The following is a 24879-nucleotide window of genomic DNA, read 5'->3' on the forward strand; positions in this document are numbered from 1 at the left end:
TCTTTGTCTGCTCCTTCTGGAAGTGCATCAACTTTCGCTTGTGCATCTTCTTTAGCAGTAAGCGCATCATCACGTGCTTGAGTCAGCTCAGCAAGTTCTGTTGGCGTGATTAAACCATCTGCTTCTGCATCTGCTAGTGCTTGCTCTGCCTCAGCATATGCTGCTTCAGCCGCCTCTACTGCCTCTGTCGCTTCTTCAAGTGTAATATCTTCGCCGTCTGGTACGCCATCACCATCTGCATCATTGACTTCAGGTAAGTCAATATTTACAAGAGCATCTAGACGATCTTGTAAACCATCTTTAATCGCTCCATTTGGCAATACATTTACCTTATCTTGAGCAACTTCTTTTGCATCAAGTGCAGCCTGTACTTTCTGTTCAAGAATACTGAGTTCAAGCGGGTTAATTAAGCCATCTTTTTGAGCCAAAGCTAAATTATTAAGAGCTTCAGCATATTTAGCTTCAGCTTCTTCTACAGCTGACTGCGCTTCCTGAATCGCTTCTGGTAAGCCATCTACAATGCCATCACCATCTGCGTCATTTACTTCAGGCAAACTTATGTCAGTCAGATCATCTAATCGATTTTGAAAGGCATCTTTCTGCTCCTGAACAGATTCAGGTAGAGCATTTACTTTACTTTGAGCAGTTGACTTAGCAATTTGTGCCTGCTCTAAAGCATTCTGTAAAGCATTAAGCTCTGTTGGATTAATTAATCCATCACGATTTGCAACAGTTAAAGCATTTTCAGCAGCTGCATACTTTGCTTCAGCCTCCGCAACAGCCAACTCTGCTTCAATGAGTGCTTCAGCGATATCATCTACGATACCATCATCATTTTCATCATTAATTTCAGGTAGGATGATATCCACTAAATCTTCAAGACGTTCCTGCAAAGCATCTTTTTGAGATTGAACTGATTCTGGTAATAAATTTGTTTTAGTTTCTGCTAAGGCTTTGGCACTCTCGAAAGCCTCTTTAGCTTGATCTAATTCCGCTCTTTCAGCAGGTGTAATCAGGCCGTTTTCATTCTTCTCTAAAATTAAATCTTTTAATGCTTCGTACGCTTGTTCAGCATTGGCTACAGCTTCTTCAGCATCTAGTAAAGCTTGCTCGAGATCATCTGGTACACCATCACCATTTTGATCATTAATTGCTGGCAACTCTTCATCAACCAAATCATCTAGTCGATCTTGTAAATCAGATTTTGCCTCGCCATCTACCAAGTTATCGACTTTATCTTGAGCAGCATCTTTAGCATCCTTCGCATCTTGTAATGCTTCCTCTAATTCAGCTTTTTCCTCGGGAGTAATTAACCCATCATTTAATTTATCTTCAATCAAATCTTTAAGATCTTGATAAGCTTTCTCTGCATCATTAACGAGCTGTTTTGCTTCTTCTAATTCATCGTTAATTGGTGGTTCTGGTTCCGGCGATACAGAATTAGATTTTTTATCAGAATCACTCATATTATCTGCAATAGCAACTACTCCAGCAGCTAATCCCCCTGCAATTAACCATGGAGTTAACCCTGTCAAAGCTGTACTTGAGTTTCCAGCGATAAGTGCTGAAATATCATCAATTGGATAATATTTAATAGTCGAAGCTATTTCATTGGCAGCATCTGTGAACTCAACCCAATAAAGCTGACCATTGTCATTAAATAAAATATTATGACTATTTAAGGGATCGTCAAAATAACTTTCTACAACTAATTGTTCGCCATTTTTAAAATTAATAACTAAAGAATTTCCTTCTTTCTGAAAATTTAAGACCTCTTCGATTGATGCATCAATTTTCACAATTGAGTTCTGGTTTAATACGATTTTATTAGCAGTAGTCTTTTCTAAAACCGCCCCATCGTTTTTTGATAGTATTTCTAAATTTTTCATGACGTCACCCAGTATTATTAAGATATTCTTTAACCCTCTATTTTTTTATCAGATTGAGAATCAATGTAAACGTCATAAAAAGTCAGTTGAAAATCAACAAAAATTCATAGTTAAAAAAAAATTTTTACACCCCATTCGAGATTCTTAAAGCAATGTTTTTATTGAAAATATTAATTTTTGAAAAAAATCACTATTTATAAATTAATTGTGAAAAAAATATCAATATTTATCTTTTTATATAAATTAGACACAAAATTTTTAAATAGTGCAAAAAAATACCAGAAACAAAATTACACTATTAATTAATTAAAGTTACATAATAAAACCCAATGAAACAATATTTTATCTCTTGAAACAAATTAAATTTTATTTATTTTCAAACACTTATTTTTACTAATTTATTTTTCCTATATAAAACATAAGGTTGGAATTAATAGTTTATTTCAATTTTTTTATTCTTATTACTTCGAAATAACTTAAAAAATGGCCAAAAACACCATTGCAATGTGGAAGTTAAAATATATTTATAGAAATTTTCCAGCCGTTAAAATATTGTTTTATATTGATAATTTAAAAATCAGTTTTAAGTTATTAAGTTACTTTAAAATCAAAAACCGAGATTTAAATCTCGGTCTTTTAGATTCATTGATATTTTAGTTTGGAATTCTTAGAACCTGTCCCGGGAAAATATCATCGGCATTTTTAAGTAATGGTCGGTTTGCTTCAAAAATTTTGTTGTACTGATTTGCATCACCATAAAACTCTTTAGAAATTTTTGAAAGATTATCCCCTGATTTCACTGTATAGAATTTACTTTCAGGCTCTGGAGATGAAACAGTAAGTTGGTCATCGACTTGAGCAACATGATCAATATTTCCCACAGCCAAGATGATCTTTTCACGATCTGCTTGAGTTTGCACTTGTCCTTTTACAGTCGCTAAATCACTGCTTGCATTATAAGTCACAGACAGTCCTGTTACTGGTAAGCCAAGTGATTTAATATGCCCCAATAATTTATTCGCAACTTCTTGAGCAGATGGCTCTACTGGCGTTGCTGGTGTAGCTTGTTGCTCAGCTGGTGCGGTATTCTTTTTCCCAATACCTTTCACAAAATCAAAAAGACCCATTGTTATTCTCCTATTGTTATTTCAGTTTGGTGATCAAATAATTTAGATCCCTTAATTTTTATACAGAAGAACTATACCTAACGCCGTTATCTTTCTTAAACTTAAGGTAACTTAATGTAATATTGCAATTTAATCCTTAATAAAAAAAAGCCACCATAAAGGTAGCTTTTAAGTTCGAAAAGAACTGAATCTGATGATTAAGCTAATTTCTTAGTTACATAATCGATAGCAGATTGAACAGTTGTAATTTCGTTAGAGTCTTCATCAGGAATAGTAATGTCGAAATCATTTTCGAAAGACATTACAAGCTCAACTAGATCTAGAGAGTCAGCACCTAAGTCATCCATGAAAGATGCTTCGTTTTTAATCTCTTCAGCTTTTAAGCCAAGTTGTTCAGCTACTGCTTGTTTGATACGTTGTTCGATATCGCTCACAGGAATTCTCCTCATTGCTTGTGGCGGCGTATAATGCCTATAGTTTAATTGAATCTTGATATATTTGAAAGTTTATACATCGCATTACGCCATGTATAAACCGCCATTCACGTGTAATACCGTACCAGTAATGTAACTTGCTTTATCAGAAGCAAGGAAACTTACTGCATTTGCGATATCTTGAGGCTGACCAAAACGGTTCAATGCCACTTGATCACTCATTTTTTTCTGAATTTCATCACTTAACTGTTCAGTCATCTCAGTTGCAATAAAGCCAGGCGCGATACTATTGACAGTAATTTGACGACTGCCCATTTCTTTAGCCAAACTGCGGCTAAAAGCTTCAATCCCAGCCTTCGCAGCTGAATAATTTGCTTGACCTGGATTTGCAAAATGCGCAACGACAGAACTAATATTGATAATTCGTCCAAATCTCGCTTTCGTCATACCTTTCAATACACGTTTAGAGAGACGGAACACTGCTTTAAGATGAATATTTTGGATATCATCCCAATCATCTTCAGACATACGAAGCAGTAGATTATCTTTTGTGATACCTGCATTATTCACAAGAACAAGTACAGGACCAAAACTTTGTTCAATATCTGTAATGAGTGCATCAATTGCAGCTCCATCACGAACATCGAGTACTTTTCCTGCACCATGTTCAGCAAATTGTGTAGATAATTTTTCAGCACCAGAATCAGATGTAGCCGTACCTACAACAAAAAAGCCATCTTCGATCAGCTGTTGTGCAATCGCAGCACCAATACCACGGCTTGCACCTGTCACTAACGCGACTTTACATTCCTGCGTCATGCAATTTTCCCTTCTGCAACTAATACAGTATTTAAAGCATCTTCTAAACGAGATTTAGTATCTAAAGGCAATGCTTTTTCAACATGTGCTAGACGTTTTGCTAAATTTGTTAATACATTCCCAGGACCACATTCAACAACATAGCTCACATCTTGATCAGCCAATACTTGAAGTGTTTTAGTCCATTGGACAGACTGATAAAGTTGTGATGTCAACGCTGTACGCAATTCATCAACACTGTCAGCCACTTGTGCATTGACATTTTGAATCACTGGAATGCGAGGTAATTGAATATCAACATCTGCTAAAGCTTTGGCAAACTCTGCTGCCGCTGGCTTCATTAATGAACAATGTGATGGTACTGATACTGGTAACGCAATTGCTTTTGCACCTTGCTCTTTTACCAAAGCTATTAACGCTTCAACTCGTGAAGTATCACCTGCCACCACAACTTGACCCTGTGCATTATAGTTTGCAGCCTCCACCGAACCCTCACCTTGAGCGGTGACTTGAGCACACAGTTCTACAACCTTAGCATCATCAAGACCAAGAATCGCAGCCATAGCACCTTGCCCCTGAGGGACAGCATCTTGCATCAACTTACCTCGTAAGTTCACCAATTTAACTGCATCTTTTAAGCTTAAAGATTCTGCAGCAACCAATGCACTGTATTCACCCAGTGAATGTCCCGCTAAATATTTAGGAACGACACCACCAAGCTCTAACCATACACGCCATAAAGCAATGCTTGCTGTGAGCAGTACTGGTTGTGTAAATTCAGTTTGGTTTAACCCTTCACCACTTTGCGCAATGTGCCATAAATCAAAGCCGAGTGCTTCAGAAGCTTCAGCAAACGTTTCTTGCACACTACTAAACTGTTCTGCAAGCTCCGCTAACATTCCTGCTTTTTGAGAACCCTGTCCAGGAAAAACAAATGCAGTTTTGGTCGCAAGAACGGCTTGCTCGAGGCGTTTAGCAGACATATAAAAATCCTTTATTCAGAGCTTGACTATTCAATTTTGATTAATTTCGATCATCTTGAACATCAAACTCAAGTCTTAACTGATTTGATGGAGCGAAATTTATCATTAAAAAAAAGCTTTGGTAATTGCCAAATACAACAAAAAATAGAAATAAAAAAAGGGAGCTTACGCTCCCATTTTTTCTACTAAGCTTGACGCTTAATACATCACCAATTATTCAGCATCAGCTGCTTTAGCGAATAATTGGCGACCACGGTAGACACCATCTTTAGTTACGTGGTGACGACGGTGAGTTTCACCAGTCGTTTGGTCTACTGTTAATGCATTCTCGGTTAAAGCGTCATGTGAACGGCGCATGTCACGGCGAGAGCGACTTTTACGGTTTTGCTGAACGGCCATGATGGCTCCTTACAAAGATCGAAAAAATGGATCAGAACAAATTCGATTGTCTTATACCTAAGAGTATAACACAAAAATTAGTTAAGTTTACCCTTCAAAGCTGCCAAAACACCAAACGGATTATCTCGTTTTTCTTCAACAACTTCTTCTTGGGCAGGTTGATGCTTATGCTCACAAGACTCATGTCTTGGTGACAAAGGAATCAACAATAACAATTCATCTTCTATGAGAGAAAGTAAATCAGCGGTTGCAGGTGCATCAAATGAACCTTTTGTCGTTGCTTCACTCTCACCTAAGACGATGAAATCAGCATCCTCATCCAAGCGCTCTATCAGTGACTCATCATCGACTAAAGCCAGATGAAAGTCCAATTCGAGAGGTAAGTCAACAGTATCCAAACAACGTTGGCATTCCATTGGAACCTTCGTTTCAACACTACCATCAAGCCAAACGATACGATGATACGCATCCATTGATAGCTTACAGTCTATGTTGATCAATTGATTATCAATTGACCCAACAGCTTCACGGGATATACGAACAAAGCGCGACAATGGCAGTGTACCTGACCATGTGAAGCCCTGTTCAGCCCATTTAAACGGCTCAATCTGTGCCGGAAAGGTATTTGCTGACATAATTAAGGCGGCAATTCTACAAATTCATAAGTACTCTGTCAAAGATTAAGATACAATTTTGCACTTATTCAGACAGATCATTTGGGTTAATCAAGTCATGCATCAGTTGCAGCCGCAACCTGAAGTCACAACTTCATTACAGTTACACTATCCTTCGACCTCAAATTTGACCGATCACTTAGACCGCGTGCAACTCGCACCTTGGGTAAATCTGCAAACAGAAGCTCAACAGGTAGACTGGCTTATCTTACACTTTAATCATTGGTTTTCCCACTTAAATGTCACATTAGTCAAAGGCGACTTTGAACCTGAATACTTCCCCGCCTCAGACCAACAACCCGCTCGCATCCAATTCGCACATGGATTTTTCAATAGTGCTTTACATGAAATAAGTCATTGGACAATCGCAGGAGATCATCGTCGCACTCTTCCTGATCTTGGCTACTGGTATGCACCAGATGGTCGAACCGCTGAACAACAAGCCCTATTTGAACAAGTCGAAATTAAACCTCAAGCAATAGAATGGATGTTTGCCACAGCCTTTGGTCGAAAATTCCGTGTTTCTCTGGACAATTTAACGGGTGAAGGTGGTGATGGACAGTCTTTTAAAGACAATGTTTATGCTCAAGTACAGCGCTATTTTTCAGGTGACGCTCAGCTTCCAAGAGATGCTCAACACTTTATTCAGTGCATCTGTAAGTGTCTCAGAAGTGGCAAAACATTACATTTGGATGAATTTTCTCGTGCATCGCTAGATTAAGTCTAGTAAATATATATTCATGACATTGAAGTGAATGTCTATGCACGCAATAATACGAAAAAATAATCAGGAGAAAATAAAATGCTTCATTTAAGAGTACATCCTGACAATCCACAATCTCGACTTATTACTCAAGCAGTAGAAAGAATACGTGCAGGCGATGTCGTGGTTTATCCAACAGATGCGGCCTATGCCATCGGATGCCAAATTGGTAATAAGCAAGCAATGGAACGAATTGCTCAAATCCGTGATCTTGGTGCTAAGCATCAATATGCGATCTTATGTGCGGATCTCTCAGATATTGCAACGTATGCAAAAGTGGATAATGCAACTTATCGTCTGCTTAAAAATAATACACCTGCGATTACCACCTTTATTTTGCAAGCGACAAGTGAAGTCCCTCGTCGCTTGATGCACCCCAAAAAGAAAACCATTGGTTTACGTGTACCGAGCAACCCAGTCTGTCAAATGCTTCTTAAAGAGCTGGGTGAGCCTTTACTCACCAGCACCCTGATTCTTCCAGGTCAAACTGAGCCTTTGGATGATCCATATGAAATAGAACAACAATTAAGTAAAAGAATTGATGTTTTTATTGATAGTGGACTTGGTACATTAACCACAACAAGTATTGTTGATCTCTCAGGAAGTCAACCTGAAATTATCCGCCGTGGCGTGGGTGATGTGAGTGCTTTTGAGTAAAATGCCTCACCATTCATCTCGCTTTATTTAATTTACGCTGATTTTTCGTTATAAAATGCTTGGAGGGTCTTTATTTGTTGACCCTCTTGCGTAAAGTTGCTTGGTTAAAGCCAAGCTAAATAACTTTCTTTTAAAGTCAGCCACTCTTCATCCAACATTGAAAACCAAAGCGTGTTTCGGTTTCTTCCCTTGACCACTTTATGTTGTCTAAACATTCCTTCATATTGAAAACCGAATCGTAGCGCGGCTTTTTTGGAAGCTAAGTTCAACTCATGACACTTCCACTCTATACGCCTAAATCCTAAAGTAAAACACTCATTCAACAGTAAAAATAATACTTCTGTAGCAGCTCTAGACCGTTTTAAATCTGCTGAGAAGTATACATTCCCAATTTCAACCACTGCATCATCCAACCCGATATTCATCAATGCGATCCACCCCACTGGTTTTTCGCTATGCGAATAACATAATAAATATTCCCTTGTGTACCAAATTGCGATGAGAGTTTATATGACAAATCTTCAATCGAAGTTGGCGCATCGTAAGGCAAATAGGTAAAGCTTGAAATAAACTCATCTGTAATCTTGAGTGGGAATAGATCTCTTGCAAGCTCTTCAATATTTTGAATTAAATTTAAGGGATATAAATTTACATACGTTCCACTCAACGCTTTGAATGAGTCTATAGGGTGAGTATTTGAGTGAACTTTTATACCTACACTTTGTTCATATACATTTTGTTCTACTTTTTGAAAATTATTCATACTCTTTTACTTCTCGTCGAATACACGCTAACAATGAATACCAGTTTACATTTATCAGTTAAAACACTAAATACATCTATATAACCTTAAAAAATACTACCTATTTATTTCAAATTTTTTATCGTAAAACTGCGGATAAAGATATATTCAGCACTCGATTTAATTTAGAATACCCATATTGTTTTTATGCTATTCGAATCACTGTCCTTTTACTGATTTCGATATGTGATCTCCTGAATCGCCCAACATGCTTTTGAAAATTCGCGTGGCTAATAATTGTAATGACTCAAGCTATCCATAATCCCATGGACGCACTTCCACACATCCGTGTTTTAGATGAGTGGCAAGATACGATTCCTGAAGATTTATATATACCGCCTGCAGCATTCGAAATTCTATTAGAACATTTCGAAGGACCACTCGACTTTTTAATTTACCTCATCCAAAAAAACGGTTTCGATCTACTTCAGCTCGATATAGCTCCGATTGCAACGCAATATTTGTCATATATTGACAGTATGAAGTCACTCAATATTGAGTTGACCGCAGATTATATGGTGATGGCGGCTTTATTAGCAGATTTAAAATCACGCTTACTGCTGCCTAAACCTAAATCAATTCAAATTGAAAAAGATCCAAAACAAGAATTAATAGATCGTTTAGAGACATATTTAAGGATCAAGCAAGCTGCTGAGCGTCTCGGTCAAATGCCTATTTTGGACCGTGATACTTTTCTACCCAACGTTAGCCTTGGACAAATTAATACAGTAAATGAAGGTTATGAAGCCTCTCTTCTGCGCGATGCTATGTTTTGTATTTTTAATCGCCCAGAGCCTGTTACACACCAGATTACTCAAGAACCTGTTTTGCTTGAAGAACGTATTGCCTATATTGAACAGATGACAAAATCAGGTGAGGTTTTGAAATTTGATCAACTTTTAAAACCAAGTCAAGGTCGCATGGGGTTAGTGGTGACGTTTATGGCAATATTAGAGCTAACACGTCAGCAAAAAGTTCAAATTATTGCATCAGGTATTGAAGCCCCGCTGGCAATTCAAGGGGTAATGATATGACCATTGATCAATCAAACTCCTTTCAAGTTGATGAGTTACACCACGAAGTGCTCATGCAGCTCGAAGCTATTATTTTTGCCAGTGAAGCGCCTGTTTCTATTGCACGCTTAAAAGAGGCATTTCAAAACCAATTTTCCAAACAACAACTGCGCGCCTATTTACAACAGCTTGCAGTGTTACAACACGGTCGTTCAATTGAGCTGACTGAAACAGCTCAAGGTTTTCGCTTTCAAGTTCGTGCTAAGTATCGACAAGTGATTGCACAAACTTGGCCAGAACGTCCAACTAAATTATCACCATCATTGTTAGAAACTCTAGCAGTGATTGCTTATCATCAGCCCGTTACCCGAGCCGATATTGAGCAAATTCGAGGAGTCACGAATAACAGTCAGCAACTCAGAACGTTATTCGATTGGAACTGGATTAAAGAGTCTGGTTTCCGGGAACTTCCAGGAAGACCCGCGTTGTTGGTTACAACGCCACAATTTTTAAATGCTTTTGGTTTAAGTGATTTAAATCAACTGCCTCCCCTACAGGATGCCAAGGAAGCTTTTATGGCATTGGATGCTCACGCACCCAAGTCGTAAATAGGTGAACTGTTGATGATTATTTCTAAGGTTATGCTGTTATGAGTGAAAAATTGCAAAAGGTATTGGCACGTGTAGGTTTGGGCTCTCGCCGCTATATGGAAGAAGTCATTGCTGCCGGTCGTGTTAGTGTCAACGGTCAAGTTGCTCAAGTAGGTGAACGTATCGAACCAACCGATGAGCTTCGTATCGATGGTCGTAAAGTACAGTTCCAAATTGAAGATGAAATCCGTCGTCGTGTATTGATTTACTACAAACCTGAAGGTGAAATCTGTTCACGTAACGACCCTGAAAATCGCCCAACTGTATTTGATCAATTACCATCAATTCCGGGTGATCGTTGGGTCATGGTTGGTCGTTTAGATATCAACTCAACAGGATTATTACTTTTCACAAACGATGGCGAGCTTGCAAACCGCTTAATGCATCCATCTAGTGAAATTGAACGCGAATACGCTGTACGTGTGATGGGTGAAGTGACCCCTCAACTGAAAAAGAACATGACAGATGGTGTCATGCTCGATGATGGTCCAGCAAAATTTGAGTCATTCTCTGAAATTGGTGGTGAAGGGATTAACCGTTGGTATCAAGTGGTTGTAAAAGAAGGACGTAACCGTGAAGTACGCCGCATCTTTGAATCACAAGGCTTGAAAGTCAGCCGTCTATTACGTACACGTTATGGTACAGTCATTCTGCCACGAGAATTACGTACAGGTCGTTGGATTGAACTTGATAAAAATGACATTGATAACTTAACTAAGTCTGTTGAGCTCAAACCACGCCAAGGTACTGGTCTTTACGGTATGGCGAAACGCCGCAATGAACGTATGCAAGAGAAACCACTTGCAGCACGTCGTGGTGGTTATTTACGCCAACAACGCCGTGACGAAGGCGAGCATCAAGAACCACGCCGTGACTTCCGTCAAGGTGGTGCTGATCAAAGCCGCAGTGATAATCGATTTAACAATCGCGCACCGCGTCAAGAAGGCTCAGAAAACCGTTTCAATGCACGTGCGCCACGTCAAGAAGGCTTTGAGAATCGATTCAACAATCGTGCCCCTCGCACTGAAAATCAGGATTTCCGCAATAAGCGTCCTGAAAACAAAGGTGAAGTAAACGGCAATTCTGTTGATTACAAACCACGTAATGAAAATAAATTTGGTCAACGCAAACCTTTTGGTATTAACAAAGGCTTTAAGAAGTTCTAATTTTTTAAATCCCTAAAAAAACCGCTCAATAGAGCGGTTTTTTTCATTTATTCAATAAAAGGAATATCAATCCATTTAGCAGATGGAAAATGTTGCGATAAATACTTTTTTAAGTAGGCAGATGTATCACGTGAAATAAGCTCATCGTCAGATTCAGCATTCAAATTATATGCTAGAGCATATAACTCAAGCCCACGATGCTTCAGTGCCTCTAAGCTCAACAAAGTATGGTTGATGCTTCCCAAACGCCCCGAACTCACCAAAATTATGGGATATTTTTTATCCACTAAATAATCAATGGTTAAATATTGTGTTGTTAGAGGGACCATCAAGCCACCCGCCCCTTCAAGCAAAACAACTTCATATGAAGAGGACAACTGTTGAGTCGCTTGTTCAATTTTAGCGAAATCAATACTTCGCCCATCTATACGTGTCGCTAAGTGAGGCGATGCAGGATAACTGAAAATTTCAGGCATAGTGAGTTTTTGAGTATCTTCCTCTAACCAACCACATCCCATAATTTCACGATGTTTTTCAATATCTTCAGAAACATCCACATTACCCGTTTGAATTAATTTCTGAGTAATGACATTCCGCCCTTGTTCACGCCAAATTTTTGCCAAATAACCAGTGACGTATGTTTTTCCAATTCCAGTATCAATACCGCTCACAAAGTAGATTTGAGCACTCATGACTTACTCCGTGCGATAAAAAATATAGGGTGATACGTTAAAGGATAGACAAGATTCTCTTGCTCATCAGTCGCAATAAATTGTCGGTAACCTAGATAAAACTGATTCAAACTTTGCTTCGTCCAACGAAACCCCTGTGAGGTTGCCGTCACACCTGTGGCCTGTAAATGTTTTAGGACCAATTTTGGGTGCGCGAAGTGTAATTGAGCCAATTGTTGTTCACAGTGCATCACTTCAAATCCGTTCTGCTCTAGTAAGCTTTTAATTTGGCTTTGATCAAAATATTTTAATCCTTGTCCAGTTAAGGATTTAATTTCTTTTAAGTTCTGAGGCCCATAAGTTGAAAAGCAAAAATAACCATTGGGCTTTAAAGCCGAATAAATTTTCTGTATCAATCTTTCAAACTCAGACATCCACTGTAATGCAGAGCTTGAGGCACATAAATCAAGGTCTTTGGGTAACTCAATTTTTTCGACATCACCAATACGCCACTCGACAGGCTGATGATGACTGATGGTATGCTCAACATCAGCATATAAATCATTCAAAATGACTTGATCCATTTTAAAATGATGAAACATCTCTTGAGTTAGATTTCCAGTTCCACATCCAATTTCAAATACTTTAGCAAGCTCAGAAGATGAAACATAAAGACGCATCAGCTCGCTTAAATGCTTCGCTACATTTTGTTGAATACGTGCCTGATCTGCATAAGTCCAATGCGATTTTGCAAATCGAGTAGCAATCATTTCTTTTTGAATAAATTTGTTCAACATAGAGTCATTCATAATTGTTCTTTCAACCGCTCCAATTCATCTTGATTCAGCTGAGAATTCATACAAATTCTCAGGCGTGAACTTCCTTGTGGAACCGTTGGTGGCCGAACCGGCAAAATATAAAAACCAGATTGTTGTAATTGTTGTGCGCGCTCAAGTGCACGCTGAGAATCACCTAAAATTAAAGGAATAATCTGCGAGCTTGAAGGACATTCGTAACCTTGCTCAAGAATATATTGACGCAGTTGCAGACTCAAATCACTTAAATGAGCACGTTGCTCCTGCATTTTTTTCATTTTATTCCAAATAAAATGCGTCCAAGCCATGTTGATGGGTGGTTGTGCGGTACTAAAAATCAAAGAGCGCATTTTGTTGATTAAATAATCTTTTAAGATTGGATGACACACAATGTATCCACCAACAGATGCGAGTGCTTTCCCAAATGTTCCGACCAAGAAATCGATATCATCTATGACAGCATATTGTTCAGCGCAACCGAGTCCTTGCTTCCCCCGAACACCAATAGCATGTGCTTCATCTACATATAACATGATTTTACTGAACTGATATTTCAGACTCACCAACGCAGTTAAATCAGTTTCATCACCATCCATACTAAAAATTGATTCAGTTACCACAATGATTCTTTGATACAAGGGATCATCATGATATTGCTCGATCAATTGCTTTAAATGAAGCAGATCATTATGTCGATAACGTATCAGCTTCGCTTTACTTAAGCGAATCCCATCAATCATGCTGGCGTGAATCAATTTATCCGAAAGAATTAAAGTTTGACTATCAGCAATCGCAGGCAGAATACCAATATTCATGTGATAGCCACTGTTGAATAACAGAACTGCCCTTTGATTGAATGATTGACTCATGTCATATTCAAATTGCTCATATTCAGGATAATTTCCTGTGAGTAACCTTGAAGATGAAGAGCTCATTCTTTTTGAATCTGCTGAACAGTAATCAAAAAATGCTTCTCTTATTTGTAGATCTGACGCAATCCCTAAATAATCATTACTCGAAAGATTCAACATTCTCTGTTGCTGAAACTCAACCCATTTTCCATACTGAACGATGGATTTAAACTGCCGAAAATTTCCAGTTTGTTTTAATGAGTCTAACTGCTCTTCGTAGTGATCCAACAGATTCATCTCATTTCCTCTGCAAGCTCCATCACAACACTCACCAACTGCGTTAGTAATTCAGTGAGTTCGACATCTGAAATCACAAAAGGCGGCATGACATAAACTAATTTTCCAAAAGGACGAATCCACACGCCTCGTTCTACGAAACGCTGTTGCAGCGTTTTCATATCAACATTTTGTTTAAGTTCAACAACACCGATAGCACCGAGCACACGAACATCTTGAATATGCGCTTGATCATCTAATCTATGTAAATAATGTTTTAGAATTTGCTCTATTCTTTGAATATTGGACTGCCAATCTTGTGACAATAAAAGCTCAGTACTCTTTAAGGCGACAGCACAAGCCAAGGGATTCGCCATAAATGTAGGTCCATGCATAAATACGCCAGCTTCACCAGAGCTGATCACTTCAGCGACATGTCGCGTGGTCAGTGTTGCAGATAAAGTCATATACCCACCGGTCAGCGCCTTACCAATACACATGATGTCTGGTTCAACTTGAGCGTGTTCCCAAGCAAATAATTTACCTGTTCGTCCAAACCCCGTGGCAATTTCATCAAATATCATTAACACCTGATATTGATCGCATAGCCTCTTGGCTTCGCGTAAATATTCAGGATGATAGAAACGCATGCCTCCAGCACCTTGCACAATCGGCTCAATAATCATGGCAGCGATAGTGGCATGATGGTTTTTTAAAGTTTCTGCCAATACAAGAGTATCTGCTGGATTCCAATCTTCATCAAATCGAGTCTGCGGTGCAGGAACAAAATAACGAGAAGGCAAGCTAGAACCAAAGACCTGATGCATCCCTGTGACGGGATCACAAACTGACATTGCATTCCATGTATCACCATGATAACCAGAACGCGTCGTGATAAAACTGGTTTTATCTTTCTTATCTTGTGCGGTCCAATATTGAACTGCCATTTTCAATGCGACTTCAACGGCGACAGAACCTGAGTCCGCATAGAATATTTTATCTAATTGAGGTGGGGTAATTTTTAATAACGTTTTCCCTAATTCAATCGCAGGATCATGAGTAAGCCCACCAAACATAATGTGTGACATGTGCTGCAATTGATCCGACACAGCTTGATTAAGTTGAGGATGGTTATACCCGTGAATGGCACACCACCAAGATGACATACCATCAATGAGTTGACGACCATCTTCAAGTTCAATCATCACCCCTGTAGCCTTTTTCACTTTATATGTCGGCAGTGGGTTTAACATCGAAGTATAAGGGTGCCATAAGTGTGATAAATCGAATTCGTCAACCATCCTGGAAGAGTGTCCTTATTAATCTAGACAGAGCATAACGCGAATTATTTTTGTTATGAATTGCCTGATTAGACAATATTCATCAGGATTTCTCATTCTTTCTTAGATATTGAACGATTTTGTCACTTAGTTGTGTAGCTCTAAAAATTGAAAAGCAGTGAGAACCTGGGATAATTTCGAATTTAAAAAACTTTGCATCTATCTTTCGGATATTATCTAGAACTTTGTTACTAACTAATCCATCATCATCAGCAAATACATGTAATTGTTTTCCGACATAATTTTTCAATATCTCGACAGTATTAAGATGATATAGTAAATCCAAGCCCTGCTTTTTTAAATCTAGCTCTTCACTCGTAATTGAATTTTGCAAAGATTGCCAATCTTGTTTAGCAGTTTGGCTGCCCTGTGAGACCAGATAACAAAATCGCTTTAAAGTGGTCATGGGGTCATTTTCAAAAGATTCTCTAAAACTTTGAAAAGTAGAAAGCGGCATACCTGTAGACCAGCGTTCATTGGCAACAAAGCAAGGATTCGATGCTAAAGTAATTAACGTTTTTGCCTGACCTGAAAGCTCGAAAACCTTTTGGGTGAGCAACGTTGCTAATTGCCCGCCTAAAGACCACCCTATAATGACATCGACTTTTTTAGCTAACTCTACATGTTTAGATAATTCCACAGGATCGAGTGCATTAAAGATATTAATCAGATCGATTTGAAATCCTGCCATATCCAAAGTAGTTTTTAAGTTTTCAAGTGGTTTTGTTCCGAGTCCCCAACCGGTAATTAATAAGATTTTACTCATGATTGCCAATCCTTAGCTGATCGTTTTCGGTCAGTATATAAAGCCAAGCACAATAACTCATTGAGCAAATCATTCAATTTCACTTTGATTTTTAGATAATTATTAAAAATGATTCAATTCAGACAAAACTCAGGTATAAAAAAACCCAGCCTTGCTGGGTTTTAACTTACATTTGAGACTGAATATAGTTTTGTAAACCGATCAGTTCAATTAAGCGAAGCTGTTTTTCTAACCAATAGGTATGATCTTCTTCGGTATCCGACATTTGTTGACGCAACATATCACGTGTCACGTAATCGCCTTTTTCCTCGCAAAGCTTTACACCTTGCGCTAATTTTTCACGCACTTCGTACTCAAGCTTTAAATCTGCTTTTAAACATGAAACGACGTCTTCACCTACTTCAATATCATCACGATTCATATTCGGTGTGCCTTCTAGGAATAAGACACGGCGAATAATAGCATCAGCATGTTGTGCTTCTTCTTGCATTTCATGATCGATACGCTCAAAAATCTTAGTGAGACCCCAATCTTCATACATACGTGAATGAATGAGATATTGATCACGAGCAGCCAGTTCACCACCGATCAACATATTTAAGTAATCTACGACTTCTGGATTGCCACGCATTTCAATCACTCCATTCTTTAATAGCAACATTATGAACAATCAGAGCTTATTTTGCAAAAAATATAATGTGTAAGTTTATGATTTTTATATAATTAAAATGAGAAACATACGCATTTGCAGTTTGTATCACTTATTTTTTACTTAAAAAATAACCCCTTGCATACAGTTAAAAAAATTCGAGAGCAGTTTTAAACAAATTTTAGCTCTATTTAATTTTGTAACCAATCGAAGTGACTATCATTACATTTGAGTTGATGTTGAAAATGATCAAGGACAAATCCTTTTTTTAATTTTAGAATGAATCTATTTGACCATCAGGCAATAACAATGATGACGACTACTGCCCCGATTTTGGTGACAGGTGCAACTGGCTATATTGCTGGTTGGGTAATTAAACAATTATTAGAACAAGGATACACCGTTCACGCCACTGTACGAGACTTAACTAAAAGTTCAAGTTTTCAACATTTAGAACAAATCGCATCTCAAACTTCAGGCGCTTTAAAGTTATTTCAAGCAAATCTCTTAGAAGAAGGTTCGTTTGATGAAGCAATGAAAGACTGTGAAATTGTGATCCATATGGCGTCACCTTTTTTAGTGACTAACTTTAAAGATCCAATCACAGACTTGATTGACCCTGCACTAAAAGGTACGACCAATGTACTGAACAGTGTCAATCGTACAGATACAGTAAAACGTGTCGTTGTCACATCTAGTATTGCTTCAACTTATGGCGATGCAGTGGATATTTTGAAAACTGAGCAGAACCAGTTTGAAGAAAGCCATTGGAATACCACCAGTAGTGCCGAACACCAACCTTATTTTTACTCTAAAGTCGCAGCAGAACGCAAAGCATGGGATATGCAAAAGGCACAATCTCGATGGAATTTAGTGTGTATCAATCCCTCATTGGTTGTTGGACCATCACTCACACCTTCTACACAATCTGGAAGTGTTGAAGTCATTCAACAATTTGGAAATGGCATGACATTATTTGGTGTTCCTCCAATGTGGAATGGTTTAGTCGATGTTCGAGATGTCGCTCATGCGCATATCCAAGCAGCACTTCACCCTAAAGCACATGGACGATATATTATTAATGCTAAAACGATGACCCTACTCGAAATGGGTAAAACATTACGACAACATTATGGTGGACGCTATCCTTTCCCACGAATGATTGCTCCCAAGTTTTTATTCAAATTACTCGCTCCTCTGTTTGGCTATACGCGAAAATTCGTTGACTTGAATGTGGGTTACCCCATTTACTTCAATGCTGAGCGTAGTAAGCAAGAATTAGGCATGCAATATCGTGACGTTGAGACAAGTATCGTAGAACATTTTCAACAGCTACTTGACGATGGCATTATCAAAAAACGTGGTTAATATCTAATTACTCGAGAAAAAAGGGCATCTATTGATGCCCTTTGTTATGTGCAAGATACACTTAAGACTCAGGTTCAGTGAGCTGACCATGCTGGATCATAAATGCAATAAACTCAGCTTCATTCATCACCGGAATACCTAATTTTTCTGCTTTTTCAAGTTTGGAACCTGCCTTTTCACCAGCAACCAAGCATTTCGTTTTACTGGATACACTACCACTCACACGTGCACCTAATGCCTGTAAGAGTTGAGTCGCTTCATCTCGCCCCATACTGCTTAAAGTACCAGTCACCACCCAGCTCTCACCATTTAAAGGTTGTCGAGTCGGTGCTATCGGTGCATCCCAATGAATTCCAGCCTCAATTAATCGATTTAATACTTCAATATTATGTTCAGCTTTGAAAAAGTCTAATATCCATTCTGCAGTAATATCACCTACATCAGGGGTTTTCTTTAATGCTTCTAAATCAGCAGATTTCAGCGCATCTAAAGTCTGGAAGGTATTGGCTAACATTCGAGCCGTAGTCTCGCCTACTCCTCGAATGCCTAGTGCGTAAATAAATGCCGCTAATGTTGTTTTTTTACTACTTTCTATTGAGTCTATGAGATTTTGTACAGATTTCTCGCCCATTTTTTCAATAGTCAGCAGCTTTTCACGATGCTCGTGCAAGTGGTAAATGTCTGCAACATCTTTGAGGAGTTCAAGATGTAATAAAGACTCAACCCAACGATCACCCAAACCTTCGATGTCCATTGCTTTACGTGATACAAAATGACGGATCGCCTCTATACGCTGTGCCGCACAATAAAGCCCCCCTGAACATCGTGCTAAAGCTTCGCCTTCGGGCATCACAACTGGAGAAGCACATACAGGACATTGTTCTGGCAATTGAATTTCAGTGGTTTCTAGAGGTCGAAATTCTGGCCAAACCTTTTCAACTTTAGGAATAACATCTCCGCTACGATAGACACTCACCGTATCTCCAACGCGCACGTCCAAGCGATGTATTTCACCAATATTATGTAAAGTCACGTTTGATACTGTGACTCCGCCAACCGATACAGGATTTAATCGCGCTACAGGCGTTAAAGTACCTGTACGCCCTACCTGCCAATCAATATTTTCAACTGTGGTTAGCGCAGCCACTGCAGGGAACTTATATGCTGTTGCCCATCGAGGTTCACGACTTAAAAAGCCTAATTGTTGTTGTTGCTTCAAATCATTGACTTTGATCACCATCCCGTCAATTTCAACTGACAGGTTTGGACGCTCCTGATTTACAGATTCATAAGCCGCTTGAACCTCTTCAATACTGTCACAAACAAAATGTTTTTCCCCAACAGCAAAGCCCAACTGTTCAAGCCAATTTAAGCTCTCTGACATCGTGCTCAGACCATGATGTGGCATGCATTGCGCAATTCCATAAGCATAGAATGCAAGTGGTCGTGATGCTGCTATGGTCGGATCAAGTTGACGCAAACTCCCTGCTGCCGCATTTCTTGGGTTAGCAAAAGTTTTCTCACCTTTGGCCTCATTTTCAGCATTTAACTTTACAAATCCAGCTTTAGGCATTAGTACTTCGCCACGAACTTCTAACAACGCTGGTGGTACACCTTGAGACATCATGAGTACTTTAGGCAAATTACGAATTGTTTTTACATTTTGGGTTATGACTTCTCCTGTTTCACCATCCCCACGTGTAACCGCTCGAATCAACACACCATGTTCATACCATAGCGAGATCGCAAGCCCATCAAATTTAAGTTCGACGTCGTATTGGATTTTCTGGTTAGGTAAACGCTCTTCAATTCTGCGTGCAAAGGCAAAAAGTTCATCCTGATTAAACACATTACCTAAGGACAGCATTGGCACTGTATGTGTAATATTTTCAAACTTAGATAAAGGTTTATCACCGACTTTATTGGTCGGTGTATCCGTCTGTACTAAATCAGGATATTGTTCTTCTAAGTTTTTTAGTTGATAAAACAATTGATCATATTCACTGTCTTCAATTGTCGGCTGATCCATCACATAATAAGCATGGTTATGCCGAGCCAGTAATTGAATGAGTTGGCGCATTTGCGCAACGACAGCGTTCTGATCCATATTTTCACCATATAAAAGGGCGGAAAATTCCGCCCAATAATTTCAACCTAAACAGTATAAATGACTTTACACAAATTCAGTAAGTCACCTAGGTGATTAAACAGCTTGACCTGATCTATAGTCGATCGCTTTATGGCGCCAGTGTTCTTTTAACTGCGGTGTAAATTCAAGATTATTTTCATCATAGACGGTACCATCTGTTTCACGTGCAATAAGCCCTGCAATACTAACCATACTGTCATAGCCTTTTTGAACATTATGATGCGGTAATGCTAAGAAGAATGCTAAACCTTGGACTTGTTCACCAGATAATGTTTCTAAATCAAAACCTGCAGGACCCTGATCTGTGATTCTGAGTACGGAAAACAGCAATGGGCTGACTGCATCAGGAGTTTCATAACGATGGAAACAGTTCATTTCGCCAAAGCGCAATCCATATTTCATTAACACTTTCAAAGCTTTATCACCAGAAAGTGCTTTTCGAGGGTTCGGATACATATTCAAACTAATAATGTATTCGGCATTTGCTAAAGCACTTTCATCATCAAAACGTTGCTGTTCATGTAAATGCACATCCAAGATGCTGCTTTCTTCTTCAAATTCTTTGATTTCAGCAGTTTGAATATTCGGATTTAATACAAAACTTGGCTCAACTTTTTTCGAGTCTTCAATTGTAGTTTCTACGATTGAATCTTTCGAAATAAGATCTGCACTTTGAGTGTCTGTTACACCATCAATCGACTGAGCTTTACTCTCGACTGTTTCTGTATTTTTTTCTAGTGGGTCAGTCTCAGTGCTGTCCGAGTTTTTACTGGAGTCGAGCAGAGATTTACTTTCTTTCTCTGCAAGGTCTACCGAAGTATTCAGTTGCACTGTATCTACCACTTCTACAGTTTTTTGAATATTTTCAGGCGTCTTTGTAGCATGCTGATCAGCTGTTTGATCCACTCGAGCCACATCACTCGCTTCAATGTCTTTCAAACTTGGTTCTACACGCTCAGAAGAAGCCAATGGTGCGGCTTGCGCCTGTAAAAGACTACGAACATGACGAGGAATGACGGGTTGATTACATTGTTCATTTATATGTAATTCAGCATCTAATGACGGTGCTGCATCACTCGGCTTGCGCAGGATCATAAACAACCCTATGCAACAGATCACGATTGCGATCACAATTCCGATAATGGTACTGATTTCCATATTAAGACTCCGCAGCTAAACCGTATTCTTTCGCTTCTTCTAGATCAACAGTGACTAACTTCGATGTTCCTGGCTCAGGCATTGTTACACCAAGTAAGTCAGTAGCCATCGTCATCGCAACTTTATTGTGTGTAATGTAAATGAATTGGACCTGTTCAGAAAGCTCTTTTACTAAATTACAAAAACGTCCAACATTTGCATCATCTAACGGTGCATCAACCTCATCCAATACACAAAATGGTGCTGGATTCAGTCGAAATATAGCAAAAACTAATGCTAGTGCTGTTAGTGCTTTTTCACCGCCTGATAACAATGCTAAAGAACTATTTCGCTTTCCTGGTGGTCGAGCCATTAGCTTTACACCAGATTGCCAATCATCTTCTAAACTTAAACTTGCTTCACCACCATTAAACACCTTTGGGAATAAGTTTTGCAATTCCGCATTTACTTGATCAAAGGTAGTCATGAATAGCTTTTTAGTTTCTTGATCAATGCTTTTCATCGCATCTTTTAATTGTGCGACTGTTTTTTCAAGATCTTCAATTTGATGGCTTAAATCTTCATAGCGCTTTGATACTTCTTCATACTCTTCTGAAGCTGCTAAGTTCACAGCGCCTATTTTGTCAAACTGACGCTGTGCCTGCTCTAACTGCTGTTGGTGCTGACTCAAATCAATTTTCACATTTTCTAATAATTCTGCATTAAGCTCTTTTAATTGTTCAGCATAATGTTGTAAATCAGATTTAGCCACTTGCCATGCTAAACGCTTCTCTTCTAACTGGGTTCTAAAGTGCTCATCACATTGCTGATGATTTAACCGTAGCTCCGTCAATTTTTGTTGCTTAGACTGTATTTCATTAAGCTCGACTTGCCATGAGGACCAAGTCTTTTGTAACTTTTCAGTCTGCTGCTTTTGAGCCTCATATTGGCTTTGCAAAGTGGGTAATTCTAATTGAATCGGATCCACGAAATTTTTAGCTTGTGTAATTTGCGTGATGATCTGCTTATATTGAGTTTTTAGAAAACTTGCATCTTTTTCCAACAGCTCAATTTGTTGCTGATTTTGCGTATGAGTACGGCGGTTTTTTTCTAACTCTTGTTGTTTTTTGTAAACTAAGTCCTGAAGATGCTCAACCTGATTATTCAATTCTTCAACTTGAAACTCTAAAGTTTTGTAGTGTGGAAGATTGTGCTCAATCTTGAGAATCAATGCATGTAAATCGATTTCGAGATCATCTTTTTGCATCGCATCTTCTTCAAGCTGCGCATCAAGTTGAGCAATTTGCGACTCGATGTGTAGATTTTGCGATTCAAAAGCCTGCTGAGCCATTTGCTGTTTTGCAATCTTCACTTCAAATTGGTGAGCAAGAGCTTGATGATTTTTTAACGCTTTTTGTAACTCCGTACATTCACTATTTTTTTGTTCAAGCTTTAATTGCATCTCAGCGAGTTCGAGCGTCATTGACTCATGCGCTTTCACCATTTGTGTCAACTCTGAATCAATTTCATCTAATCGAATTCGGTGGCTAAGTGCTCCTTGAGCATCTTGACTCGACTCATCAAAGTACAGACCAATCATCCAGTCAGGACCAATATGATAGCCATCCAAACTTAAAATAGACTCACCTTGTTTTAATTGAGGCTGTAATTGAAGCGCCTGCTCAAAATCTTGAGCTATCGCAACGTTTAACCATAATGAGTTTTGGGGGAAATCAATCCAGCTCGCTAATGTGGGTAAACCAAGTACAGTCCCAGATACATCTTGCTGAATAACTTTTAATTGACGGGCTGATTCGGTCTGAAATAAATCTTCACTCTTTAACGTATTCGCATGCAGCCACTTTGACAGAAATTTTTCGACCAATGCTGTAAATGGTTTCGCCTGATCTTTTAGCTTCAAAATTTGCATTAAAGGGTCATTGCTCTTCGATGCATGTCGACTGACTTTCACCACAAGCTGTTGTAATTGTTTTTGTTCAGATTTCAAAATCTGGATGTGTGAATTCAAATCTGTGCATTTACTTTTTTGCTCAGTCAATGAGATTTGATCACGTTTCAATTGAGTTTCTAATTGCTCAATTCTTTCTTCTAGACGAACGATTTCAATCTGTACATCATGTTTTTCATGCAGGAGATTGTCAATATCATCCTGTTCATACTGTGCTTGATTTTGAGATTTTTGTTCGACCAAAGTTTGCTTTTGCTGCTCAATTCGAAGCACATTTTTAGCCAATTGATCACTCTGCGCCAACATTTGTGCACGTTGCTGTTGTTGCTTTTCAACCAATGCTTTTATTTCAGAAAATGATTTTTGCGCTTCAAGTTGCTTTGCCTTCAGCTCATTGAATTGTTGTAAATCAAGCTGTGCATTTGATTCAGTATCACTCAATGTTGTTGCTTGATGTTCTTGCTGGAGGATCAAATCTTCCAACTGAATATCAATCAGTTGCATCCGCTCTTTGGTTTGTATTTTTTGCTCTTCAAGCTGCTTTAAAGTTAAAGTATTTTGAGCAAACAATTGCTGTTTTTGATCCAAATTGGCTTGTAATTCAGCCAGTTTTTTTTCAGCTTGTTGCCATTCTTGCTGAAGTGGTGTGGATTGTTGCATTAATCGCTGAAATAACTCATTTGTTGCTGTTAAATCATGCTCAACAGTGGTGAGTTCAGAACGAACAAGCTTAAATTGCTCACCCAATTCAGTCATTTCAGTTGTATATTCTTGTTGAATTCGTTCACTTTGATGGCATTGAAATGAAAGTATCTCAACTTTCAAAGTTCGAATTTCAGTCTCTAAGGCTTTATATTGAAGTGCAGCTTCTGCTTGACGCTTTAGTGTCTTTAATTGGGATTTTAATTCAACAGCAATGTCATTTAGACGACTTAAATTTTGATGAGTATGTTCTAAATGTTGCATCGTCTCACGACGACGTGCTTGATAACGTGATACTCCAGCAGCTTCTTCGATATAAACGCGCATTTCATCTGGTTTTGCATCGACCAAACGGTTAATCATGCCTTGTTCAATAATCGCATACGAACGAGGACCTAAGCCTGTTCCTAAAAAAATATCTGTAATATCACGGCGGCGGCATTTTGTACCATTAAGAAAATATTCAGATTTACCCTCGCGATTGACTTGGCGACGTACCGCCAACTCACTATAAGCGTTATATGCTCCACCTAGTTTTCCATAGGTGTTTTCGAAGCGTAATTCTACACTCGCCATTCCCACTGGTTTACGTTTTGCTGTCCCAGTAAAAATGACATCCTGCATACTTCCACCACGTAACTGGCGTGCGCTTGACTCTCCCATCACCCATCGGATTGCATCGATGACGTTGGATTTACCACAACCATTTGGTCCCACGACTGCGGTACGGTTGGCTTTAAATTGTAAGGTGCTGCTATCCGCAAAAGATTTAAAGCCAGAGAGTTTTAAGCTGCTTAATCGCATAGTGTC

The 24879-nt window shown here is 38.8% G+C and carries 24 protein-coding genes; 6 read left to right on the forward strand and 18 right to left on the reverse strand.

All coding sequences use genetic code 11. The features are described from left to right. The 7 genes from AC1M89_RS08980 to AC1M89_RS09010 form a co-directional block, all read right to left on the reverse strand. Window positions 1-1889, reverse strand: a 1889-nt coding sequence (locus AC1M89_RS08980) for a GA-like domain-containing protein (RefSeq protein ID WP_481614109.1), incomplete at its 3' end; no start/stop codon positions are given. A gap of 653 nt (window positions 1890-2542) precedes the next feature. Continuing rightward, window positions 2543-3016 carry a peptidoglycan-binding protein LysM gene (gene lysM, locus AC1M89_RS08985; RefSeq protein WP_481587233.1) on the reverse strand — a complete coding sequence of 158 codons (474 nt, stop codon included), beginning with the start codon at window positions 3014-3016 and terminating at the stop codon, window positions 2543-2545. A 197-nt stretch (window positions 3017-3213) separates the two neighbouring features. Beyond that, window positions 3214-3450 carry an acyl carrier protein gene (acpP, locus tag AC1M89_RS08990; protein WP_035269198.1) on the reverse strand — a complete coding sequence of 79 codons (237 nt, stop codon included), beginning with the start codon at window positions 3448-3450 and terminating at the stop codon, window positions 3214-3216. 84 nt (window positions 3451-3534) lie between these two features. Beyond that, window positions 3535-4269: a 3-oxoacyl-ACP reductase FabG gene (gene fabG / locus AC1M89_RS08995; protein WP_481587232.1), complete on the reverse strand. Its 735-nt coding sequence runs from the start codon at window positions 4267-4269 to the stop codon at window positions 3535-3537. Further along, window positions 4266-5252: an ACP S-malonyltransferase gene (gene fabD, locus AC1M89_RS09000; RefSeq protein WP_481587231.1), complete on the reverse strand. Its 987-nt coding sequence runs from the start codon at window positions 5250-5252 to the stop codon at window positions 4266-4268. The genes fabG and fabD overlap by 4 nt, the downstream gene beginning before the upstream one ends. Window positions 5253-5465: 213 nt before the next feature. Further along, a complete protein-coding gene (gene rpmF, locus AC1M89_RS09005) occupies window positions 5466-5651 on the reverse strand; it encodes a 50S ribosomal protein L32 (RefSeq protein ID WP_035269206.1) in 186 nt (61 codons plus the stop codon). Window positions 5652-5728: 77 nt separating this feature from the next. Next, window positions 5729-6286 carry a YceD family protein gene (locus AC1M89_RS09010; protein WP_481587230.1) on the reverse strand — a complete coding sequence of 186 codons (558 nt, stop codon included), beginning with the start codon at window positions 6284-6286 and terminating at the stop codon, window positions 5729-5731. Between the two features lie 97 nt (window positions 6287-6383). Between AC1M89_RS09010 and AC1M89_RS09015 the strand changes: the two genes are divergently transcribed. Together AC1M89_RS09015 and AC1M89_RS09020 are read left to right on the forward strand one after the other, a co-directional pair. Further along, window positions 6384-7046: an elongation factor P hydroxylase gene (locus AC1M89_RS09015; protein WP_180028321.1), complete on the forward strand. Its 663-nt coding sequence runs from the start codon at window positions 6384-6386 to the stop codon at window positions 7044-7046. An 81-nt stretch (window positions 7047-7127) separates the two neighbouring features. Next, window positions 7128-7745, forward strand: coding sequence for an L-threonylcarbamoyladenylate synthase (locus AC1M89_RS09020; RefSeq protein ID WP_035269212.1), 618 nt, complete (start codon window positions 7128-7130; stop codon window positions 7743-7745). Window positions 7746-7849: 104 nt separating this feature from the next. On the opposite strand, the gene AC1M89_RS09025 is transcribed toward AC1M89_RS09020, so the two are convergent. Both AC1M89_RS09025 and AC1M89_RS09030 read right to left on the reverse strand, forming a co-directional pair. Then, on the reverse strand, window positions 7850-8188 hold the full coding sequence (locus AC1M89_RS09025; protein ID WP_481587229.1) for a GNAT family N-acetyltransferase: 339 nt from the start codon (window positions 8186-8188) through the stop codon (window positions 7850-7852). Further along, window positions 8170-8508, reverse strand: a complete 339-nt coding sequence (locus AC1M89_RS09030; RefSeq protein ID WP_481587228.1) for a hypothetical protein — start codon at window positions 8506-8508, stop codon at window positions 8170-8172. Before AC1M89_RS09030 ends, AC1M89_RS09025 begins: the two co-directional genes overlap by 19 nt. A 281-nt stretch (window positions 8509-8789) precedes the next feature. On the opposite strand from AC1M89_RS09030, the gene AC1M89_RS09035 reads away from it, so the two are divergent. The 3 genes from AC1M89_RS09035 to rluB are packed head-to-tail and all read left to right on the forward strand — an operon-like array spanning window position 8790 to window position 11376. Beyond that, a complete protein-coding gene (locus AC1M89_RS09035) occupies window positions 8790-9581 on the forward strand; it encodes a segregation and condensation protein A (protein ID WP_035269217.1) in 792 nt (263 codons plus the stop codon). Next, window positions 9578-10168, forward strand: a complete 591-nt coding sequence (gene scpB, locus AC1M89_RS09040) for an SMC-Scp complex subunit ScpB (RefSeq protein WP_035269219.1) — start codon at window positions 9578-9580, stop codon at window positions 10166-10168. Before AC1M89_RS09035 ends, scpB begins: the two co-directional genes overlap by 4 nt. A 41-nt stretch (window positions 10169-10209) precedes the next feature. Continuing rightward, window positions 10210-11376 carry a 23S rRNA pseudouridine(2605) synthase RluB gene (gene rluB, locus AC1M89_RS09045; protein WP_081403293.1) on the forward strand — a complete coding sequence of 389 codons (1167 nt, stop codon included), beginning with the start codon at window positions 10210-10212 and terminating at the stop codon, window positions 11374-11376. 47 nt (window positions 11377-11423) lie between these two features. Here rluB and bioD read toward each other — a convergent pair whose 3' ends face one another. From bioD to ftn, 6 genes are all read right to left on the reverse strand, one after another. Next, the gene (gene bioD, locus AC1M89_RS09050; RefSeq protein ID WP_092767451.1) at window positions 11424-12068 is read right to left on the reverse strand and encodes a dethiobiotin synthase; all 645 of its coding nucleotides are present in this window, start codon (window positions 12066-12068) and stop codon (window positions 11424-11426) included. Beyond that, window positions 12065-12856 (reverse strand): malonyl-ACP O-methyltransferase BioC, encoded by a 792-nt coding sequence (bioC, locus tag AC1M89_RS09055; protein WP_481597908.1) that lies wholly within the window; start codon window positions 12854-12856, stop codon window positions 12065-12067. Before bioC ends, bioD begins: the two co-directional genes overlap by 4 nt. Beyond that, a complete protein-coding gene (locus AC1M89_RS09060) occupies window positions 12853-14010 on the reverse strand; it encodes an 8-amino-7-oxononanoate synthase (RefSeq protein WP_481614110.1) in 1158 nt (385 codons plus the stop codon). Before AC1M89_RS09060 ends, bioC begins: the two co-directional genes overlap by 4 nt. Further along, window positions 14007-15290 carry an adenosylmethionine--8-amino-7-oxononanoate transaminase gene (bioA, locus tag AC1M89_RS09065; protein WP_481609095.1) on the reverse strand — a complete coding sequence of 428 codons (1284 nt, stop codon included), beginning with the start codon at window positions 15288-15290 and terminating at the stop codon, window positions 14007-14009. Before bioA ends, AC1M89_RS09060 begins: the two co-directional genes overlap by 4 nt. An 82-nt stretch (window positions 15291-15372) precedes the next feature. Beyond that, window positions 15373-16098 carry an alpha/beta hydrolase family protein gene (locus AC1M89_RS09070; RefSeq protein ID WP_481597917.1) on the reverse strand — a complete coding sequence of 242 codons (726 nt, stop codon included), beginning with the start codon at window positions 16096-16098 and terminating at the stop codon, window positions 15373-15375. Window positions 16099-16261: 163 nt separating this feature from the next. Beyond that, on the reverse strand, window positions 16262-16726 hold the full coding sequence (gene ftn / locus AC1M89_RS09075) for a heteropolymeric bacterioferritin subunit Ftn (protein WP_481587223.1): 465 nt from the start codon (window positions 16724-16726) through the stop codon (window positions 16262-16264). A gap of 321 nt (window positions 16727-17047) precedes the next feature. Here ftn and AC1M89_RS09080 point away from each other — a divergent pair, with 321 nt between their 5' ends. Then, complete coding sequence (locus AC1M89_RS09080; RefSeq protein ID WP_481587240.1) at window positions 17048-18112, forward strand: SDR family oxidoreductase; 1065 nt, start codon at window positions 17048-17050, stop codon at window positions 18110-18112. Window positions 18113-18173: 61 nt separating this feature from the next. Here the strand turns inward: AC1M89_RS09080 and ligA are convergent, their stop codons facing one another. From ligA to smc, 3 genes are all read right to left on the reverse strand, one after another. Next, complete coding sequence (ligA, locus tag AC1M89_RS09085; RefSeq protein ID WP_035269246.1) at window positions 18174-20219, reverse strand: NAD-dependent DNA ligase LigA; 2046 nt, start codon at window positions 20217-20219, stop codon at window positions 18174-18176. A gap of 96 nt (window positions 20220-20315) precedes the next feature. Continuing rightward, window positions 20316-21419, reverse strand: coding sequence for a cell division protein ZipA C-terminal FtsZ-binding domain-containing protein (locus tag AC1M89_RS09090; RefSeq protein ID WP_035269249.1), 1104 nt, complete (start codon window positions 21417-21419; stop codon window positions 20316-20318). A 1-nt stretch (window position 21420) separates the two neighbouring features. Further along, window positions 21421-24873: a chromosome segregation protein SMC gene (gene smc, locus AC1M89_RS09095; protein ID WP_481609094.1), complete on the reverse strand. Its 3453-nt coding sequence runs from the start codon at window positions 24871-24873 to the stop codon at window positions 21421-21423. Window positions 24874-24879 lie beyond the last annotated feature (6 nt).

This window comes from Acinetobacter sp. ANC_7635 (genome assembly GCF_056779945.1).

Bases quoted from the DNA above. Each gene is read 5' to 3' on its own strand.
- lysM (WP_481587233.1), bottom strand. From the start codon at position 3,016: ATGGGTCTTTTTGATTTTGTGAAAGGTATTGGGAAAAAGAATACCGCA.
- smc (WP_481609094.1), bottom strand. From the start codon at position 24,873: ATGCGATTAAGCAGCTTAAAACTCTCTGGCTTTAAATCTTTTGCGGAT.
- scpB (WP_035269219.1), top strand. From the start codon at position 9,578: ATGACCATTGATCAATCAAACTCCTTTCAAGTTGATGAGTTACACCAC.
- AC1M89_RS09060 (WP_481614110.1), bottom strand. From the start codon at position 14,010: ATGAATCTGTTGGATCACTACGAAGAGCAGTTAGACTCATTAAAACAA.
- AC1M89_RS09030 (WP_481587228.1), bottom strand. From the start codon at position 8,508: ATGAATAATTTTCAAAAAGTAGAACAAAATGTATATGAACAAAGTGTA.
- AC1M89_RS09035 (WP_035269217.1), top strand. From the start codon at position 8,790: ATGACTCAAGCTATCCATAATCCCATGGACGCACTTCCACACATCCGT.
- fabD (WP_481587231.1), bottom strand. From the start codon at position 5,252: ATGTCTGCTAAACGCCTCGAGCAAGCCGTTCTTGCGACCAAAACTGCA.
- bioA (WP_481609095.1), bottom strand. From the start codon at position 15,290: ATGGTTGACGAATTCGATTTATCACACTTATGGCACCCTTATACTTCG.
- fabG (WP_481587232.1), bottom strand. From the start codon at position 4,269: ATGACGCAGGAATGTAAAGTCGCGTTAGTGACAGGTGCAAGCCGTGGT.
- bioD (WP_092767451.1), bottom strand. From the start codon at position 12,068: ATGAGTGCTCAAATCTACTTTGTGAGCGGTATTGATACTGGAATTGGA.
- ligA (WP_035269246.1), bottom strand. From the start codon at position 20,219: ATGGATCAGAACGCTGTCGTTGCGCAAATGCGCCAACTCATTCAATTA.
- rpmF (WP_035269206.1), bottom strand. From the start codon at position 5,651: ATGGCCGTTCAGCAAAACCGTAAAAGTCGCTCTCGCCGTGACATGCGC.
- AC1M89_RS09020 (WP_035269212.1), top strand. From the start codon at position 7,128: ATGCTTCATTTAAGAGTACATCCTGACAATCCACAATCTCGACTTATT.
- AC1M89_RS09010 (WP_481587230.1), bottom strand. From the start codon at position 6,286: ATGTCAGCAAATACCTTTCCGGCACAGATTGAGCCGTTTAAATGGGCT.
- ftn (WP_481587223.1), bottom strand. From the start codon at position 16,726: ATGCGTGGCAATCCAGAAGTCGTAGATTACTTAAATATGTTGATCGGT.
- rluB (WP_081403293.1), top strand. From the start codon at position 10,210: ATGAGTGAAAAATTGCAAAAGGTATTGGCACGTGTAGGTTTGGGCTCT.
- bioC (WP_481597908.1), bottom strand. From the start codon at position 12,856: ATGAATGACTCTATGTTGAACAAATTTATTCAAAAAGAAATGATTGCT.
- AC1M89_RS09015 (WP_180028321.1), top strand. From the start codon at position 6,384: ATGCATCAGTTGCAGCCGCAACCTGAAGTCACAACTTCATTACAGTTA.
- AC1M89_RS09090 (WP_035269249.1), bottom strand. From the start codon at position 21,419: ATGGAAATCAGTACCATTATCGGAATTGTGATCGCAATCGTGATCTGT.